1 protein-coding gene, 1 tRNA gene, 2 rRNA genes and 1 pseudogene (1 of these 5 only partly in view) are annotated in these 5,000 nt (G+C 54.8%); all 5 read right to left on the bottom strand.

Going from position 1 to position 5,000, the window contains the following annotated elements; translation table 11 throughout:
• Positions 1–60: pseudogene (locus tag LB519_RS12985) on the bottom strand (type II toxin-antitoxin system RelE/ParE family toxin); it reaches 251 nt to the left of the window's first position.
• A 3-nt stretch (positions 61–63) separates the two neighbouring features.
• The gene (locus LB519_RS12980) at positions 64–330 is read right to left on the bottom strand and encodes a type II toxin-antitoxin system ParD family antitoxin (protein ID WP_224620186.1); all 267 of its coding nucleotides are present in this window, start codon (positions 328–330) and stop codon (positions 64–66) included.
• A gap of 876 nt (positions 331–1,206) precedes the next feature.
• Positions 1,207–1,283: transfer RNA gene (locus LB519_RS12975), tRNA-Met, on the bottom strand.
• A 154-nt stretch (positions 1,284–1,437) separates the two neighbouring features.
• Positions 1,438–1,552: ribosomal RNA gene (gene rrf, locus LB519_RS12970) — 5S ribosomal RNA — on the bottom strand.
• A 266-nt stretch (positions 1,553–1,818) separates the two neighbouring features.
• Positions 1,819–4,640: ribosomal RNA gene (locus LB519_RS12965) — 23S ribosomal RNA — on the bottom strand.
• Positions 4,641–5,000 lie beyond the last annotated feature (360 nt).

The raw sequence follows: 5,000 nt of genomic DNA, 5'->3' as shown, positions 1-5,000 counted from the left end.
ATCGTAGAGTTGCTCCAGCTCCGACTCCGCCTTGGAGTGGAAGACAATCCGATACTCCATCCCCTACTTGGCTTTCGCCTGCTTGGAGCGATGACGCGCCTCCAGCCGGCAGAAGACCGTGTCGGCAGGGATGCCCTTCATCGGATCCTGCCGGAGTTCAGCCAGGCGCCCTGGTATCTCCTCGCGCAGCCATTTCTCCCGCTCCGCCTCGAAATCCTCGAGCATGCGCAGGTCCGCGCGGACAACCTCGCTGGCATTGTTGTAGAGGCCTGATTCGAGCTGCTTCCTGATGAAGCTCTCGTAGTGGTCATTCAAAGCGTAATTTGGCATTTGCAACCTCCTGCGGGGAGCGATTCCGAATCTGGCGCCGATTCGGCCATGCCTTACCTCGCGTGACTCATCCGCAGAGAATCACCCTTCGCTTTGATTCGGCATGATCGAGGCATCGCTTCAACGCCCCCAGGCCGCTCGACCAACGGCACTTGCGGCTATTGCGGCGTGACACACCGGCCGCCGGCGCGATCGAGGATTCACATGCAGGTCGATATTCGCGGTCATCAGTCATTGTCATGGTCGAGGGTGGCCACAAAAGCCGGCTGAATCGAACACCACCCCGACCAAATTCATTTCGTATTTGATTGCAAATCATCACCGGCATCACCGATGCCTGGCACGAGGATCGGATGGCTTTGTCTTTTCCGTCTCCGATTCGGTTGATCCGGCCATGGCGGCGGCCTGGCGCTTCACTTGCCGGTCCCCCAAACGCAAACGGCCCGCGGGCTGTTTTGTTGAGGCTTTGTTTTGTTGTCGTACCTTGTCGGCTGAGTCCTCTTTGTGCGCCGAGGACTGCCGCTTGCGGGCACCATTGTCCCTTGAACGCGAACAGCCCGCCGGCTGATGCCAGGCGGGCTGTTGCTTAGTGAAGTTTGGTTTGCGGGACGGGATTTGGTTCTTTTGTCCCGCAGCTTCGGCTTCGCTTTCGGACCATCCGGCGTATTCCGAGAAGCTTCGGCAGTCCCCCATATCAAAACGGCGCGCGGGCATTTGTGGCTGGCGGGCTGTTTTTGAAGTTTGGTTTTGGGGAGAGGATTTGTTTTCTGTCTGGCGGCTTGGCTTGGCTGGTTGCGGGCGCCTGATGACAGGTTAGATCGCCGGCGCCACGGCACAATACAAAAGAGCCCGCACGATGGCGGGCTTTTTTGAATTTGGTTGCGGGGACAGGATTTGAACCTGTGACCTTCAGGTTATGAGCCTGACGAGCTACCGGGCTGCTCCACCCCGCGTCAATTTTTGTGTAAGCCGAGGCCTACAGATAGGTATATGGCTGACCAAATGAAAGGGCCGCTTACGCGGCCCGTGATCCCTTGGCGGGCCATTTCATAAAGAGAAGATTTCTCTCCATCCGATTTGGATGTGAGATCAACGTGCGTTTGGCAGACCTGGCAGCGACCTACTCTCCCGCGTCTTGAGACGAAGTACCATCAGCGCTGGAGCGTTTCACGGCCGAGTTCGGAATGGGATCGGGTGCAGCCGCTCCGCCATAACCACCAGGTCGGCAAAACGCACGTTGTTCGAGAAGCTTTTGAGCGAAGGCGCACAAAGAGACATCGGCAGCGGAGCTGTCGGGTGCCTCTCGGGGCTGTTCGCTGGTCTTTGTGTGCCTTTACGGTTCTTGGTCTGGCGCCTTTCGAAGCGAAGCTTCGCAAGGTCGACCGTCGGCGCTGATGCGCCGCACTCACGTAGCGCCGCCCGCAGGGCGGAACAAGCGTGAGTAAGAACAGACCATCTGACTTTGTCAGATGGGCATAAGGAATGAGAACGATCAAGCCGATCGAACTATTAGTACCGGTAAGCTTCAAGCGTTGCCGCTCTTCCACACCCGGCCTATCAACGTGGTCGTCTTCCACGGTTCTCAGGGAATACTCGTTTTAAGGTGGGTTTCCCGCTTAGATGCCTTCAGCGGTTATCCCGTCCGGATATAGCTACCCTGCTATGCGGCTGGCGCCACAACAGGTCCACCAGAGATCCGTCCATCCCGGTCCTCTCGTACTAGGGACAGATCCTTTCAATATTCCTACACCCACGGCAGATAGGGACCGAACTGTCTCACGACGTTCTGAACCCAACTCACGTACCGCTTTAAATGGCGAACAGCCATACCCTTGGGACCTGCTCCAGCCCCAGGATGCGATGAGTCGACATCGAGGTGCCAAACAACCCCGTCGATATGGACTCTTGGGGGTCATCAGCCTGTTATCCCCGGCGTACCTTTTATCCGTTGAGCGATGGCCCTTCCACGCGGGACCACCGGATCACTATGACCGACTTTCGTCTCTGCTCGACTTGTCAGTCTCGCAGTCAGGCAGGCTTATGCCATTGCACTCAGCGAACGATTTCCGACCGTTCTGAGCCCACCATCGCGCGCCTCCGTTACTCTTTAGGAGGCGACCGCCCCAGTCAAACTACCCACCATACATTGTCCCGGACCCGGATAACGGGCCGCGGTTAGACATCCATAGTAATAAGGGTGGTATTTCAAGGGTGGCTCCACCTGAGCTGGCGCCCAGGTTTCAAAGCCTACCACCTATCCTACACATGCCACTACGAATGCCAATGTAAAGCTATAGTAAAGGTGCACGGGGTCTTTCCGTCTAACCGCAGGAACCCCGCATCTTCACGGGGAATTCAATTTCACTGAGTCTATGCTGGAGACAGCGGGGAAGTCGTTACGCCATTCGTGCAGGTCGGAACTTACCCGACAAGGAATTTCGCTACCTTAGGACCGTTATAGTTACGGCCGCCGTTTACTGGGGCTTCGATTCAGAGCTTGCACCCCTCCTCTTAACCTTCCAGCACCGGGCAGGCGTCAGACCCTATACGTCGTCTTGCGACTTCGCAGAGCCCTGTGTTTTTGATAAACAGTCGCTACCCCCTGGTCTGTGCCACCCTCCTCCACTTGCGTGGAAAAGGGTCACGCTTCTTCCGAAGTTACGCGTGCAATTTGCCGAGTTCCTTCAGCATAGTTCTCTCAAGCGCCTTGGTATACTCTACCAGACCACCAGTGTCGGTTTCGGGTACGGTTTATAAGGAGGAGCTATTTCCTGGAACCACGCAGCAGCCCGTTCAATCCGATAAGATTGGACTACCTCAATGATCCGTCACTACCTCCAAGCCCACGAATATTAACGTGGTTCCCATCGACTACGCGTTTCCGCCTCGTCTTAGGGGCCGGCTAACCCTGCTCAGATTAGCTTTAAGCAGGAACCCTTGGTCTTTCGGCGGGGGAGTCTCTCACTCCCCTTACGTTACTCATGTCAGCATTCGCACTTCTGATACCTCCACCACCCCTCACGGGTATGGCTTCATCAGCTTACAGAACGCTCCGCTACCGCTTGGCCCTTGCGGACCAAACCCTAAGCTTCGGTGTATGGCTTTAGCCCCGTTACATTTTCGGCGCAAAGACCCTTATTTAGACCAGTGAGCTGTTACGCTTTCTTTAAATGATGGCTGCTTCTAAGCCAACATCCTGGTTGTTTTGGGATCCTCACATCCTTTCCCACTTAGCCATAACTTGGGGACCTTAGCTGTAGGTCAGGGTTGTTTCCCTTTTCACGACGGACGTTAGCACCCGCCGTGTGTCTGCCGACTAGTACTCCCAGGTATTCGGAGTTTGGTTAGGTTTGGTAATCCGGTGAGGACCCCTAGCCCATCCAGTGCTCTACCCCCTGGGGTATTCGGTCGACGCTCTACCTAAATAGATTTCGCGGAGAACCAGCTATTTCCGAGTTTGATTGGCCTTTCACCCCTAGCCACAAGTCATCCCGAACTATTGCAACAGTTATGGGTTCGGTCCTCCAGTAAGTGTTACCTTACCTTCAACCTGCTCATGGCTAGATCACTCGGTTTCGGGTCTAATGCGACGAACTGAACGCCCTGTTCAGACTCGCTTTCGCTGCGCCTACACCTAGCGGTTTAAGCTTGCTCGTCACACTAAGTCGCTGACCCATTATACAAAAGGTACGTGGTCACCCAGGACGAACCTTGGGCTTCCACTGTTTGTAGGCAATCGGTTTCAGGTACTCTTTCACTCCCCTTGTCGGGGTGCTTTTCACCTTTCCCTCACGGTACTAGTTCGCTATCGGTCATGCACGAGTACTTAGGCTTGGAGGGTGGTCCCCCCAATTTCAGACAGGATTTCACGTGTCCCGCCTTACTCGAGGACGATTGATTGCATTACGCGTACGGGGCTGTCACCCACTATGGCCCTACTTTCCAGAAGGTTCCGCTTGTCTCTCAATCGCCACTGGCCTGGTCCGGGTTCGCTCGCCACTACTTCCGGAGTCTCGGTTGATGTCCTTTCCTACGGGTACTTAGATGTTTCAGTTCCCCGCGTTCGCCACTTTACCCCTATGTATTCAGGGTAAGTTACCTATTATCGATACTTGGAAACCACAGCAGCAATCCGGCCTTGCGACCTTCTGGCTGCTCTGATTTTCCAAGTACCTTAGGTGGGTTTCCCCATTCGGAAATCTACGGATCAAAGGGTATTCGCACCTCCCCGTAGCTTATCGCAGCGTATCACGTCCTTCATCGCCTGTGCATGCCAAGGCATCCACCAATTGCCCTTAAGACACTTGATCGTTCTCATTGCCAATGCCCATCCGCGCAATCCCGAACGGATTGTCGCTTCAGCCTTCCCCTTACGGAGTTGGCATCCACGCAATTCCAAAGGAATTGTCGCCTGAAGCAGATCCTGTGCGGGATCAAACTTCGATGTCATTGGCACAAAAAGACCAGCTTCTCGAGATCGGTTCGAGGGTGCGGTTAGGCAAGCCCATCATATGCAGGAGATTGAGCGTCTCCCGCGACAAATCACGGCATTACTGCCATGAAGTTCGAACAAATCTTCTCTTTACAATGTCAAACAGAACAAGCGGCAAGCCAGAAGCTCACCACAAACCTTTTTTACGAATGACTTTTTTCTGACACCTCATCTCTAC

The sequence above is a fragment of the Mesorhizobium sp. AD1-1 genome, assembly GCF_020164655.1.
Taxonomy (GTDB): domain Bacteria; phylum Pseudomonadota; class Alphaproteobacteria; order Rhizobiales; family Rhizobiaceae; genus Mesorhizobium; species Mesorhizobium ciceri.
This window is presented reverse-complemented; position numbering and strand designations above follow the sequence as displayed.